Annotated in this window: 1 protein-coding gene; it reads left to right on the top strand. The window is 66.7% G+C overall.

All coding sequences use genetic code 11. The features are described 5' to 3' along the window. Nucleotides 1-622 (top strand): IS5 family transposase (locus LJ738_RS21165; RefSeq protein ID WP_227788345.1); only part of this gene is annotated, 622 nt, incomplete at its 5' end. Between the last annotated feature and the right edge of the window lie 8 nt (nt 623-630).

The following is a 630-nucleotide window of genomic DNA, read 5'->3' as shown; positions in this document are numbered from 1 at the left end:
GCACGAGTTTCCGGCCTATGCCCTGGTCTACTATTATTTCCGCCGCTGGCAGGCCGATGGGCGCTGGGCCCGGCTTAACCAGGCCCTGGTGCGCCGCCACCGCCAGCGGGCCGCCCCCTCCCGGCAAGCGAGCCCGCGCGTGGCCATCCTGGATGCCCAGTCCATTAAATGCAGCGAGCGCGGGGTGGCCGATAAGGGCTTTGACGGCCACAAAAAGATACAGGGCCGCAAGCGCCAGCTGGCCGTCGACACGGGCGGCCGCTTGTTAGCGGCCCACGTGGGGCCGGCCCACGAAAACGACCGGGTCGGCGGGCAAGCCGTGCTGGAAAAGCTGCGCCAGCAAGCGTTTGAGCGGCTTTGCCTCGTGCTGGCGGATGCGGGTTACGGCGGCCAGCCCCTGGCCCAGTGGACCCAGGCCCACTGCGGCTGGCGGCTGGAAACGGCGCCTGGGCTAACCGGCAGCGGCGGCTTTACCCCCGTGCCGACCCGCTGGGTCGTCGAGCGCTCTATCAGCTGGTTGCAATGGGACCGCCGGCTAAGCCGCGACTACGAATGCGAGACCAGCAGCGCCGAAGCAACGCTCTATTTATCCAGCATTCGACACCTTATCCGTAAATTTTAACAGGCTCT

Source organism: Hymenobacter plasmatis, from assembly GCF_020711255.1.
Taxonomy (GTDB): Bacteria; Bacteroidota; Bacteroidia; order Cytophagales; family Hymenobacteraceae; genus Hymenobacter.
The sequence above is the reverse complement of the archived record's forward strand: the minus strand, read 5'-3'. Positions and strand labels throughout refer to the sequence as shown.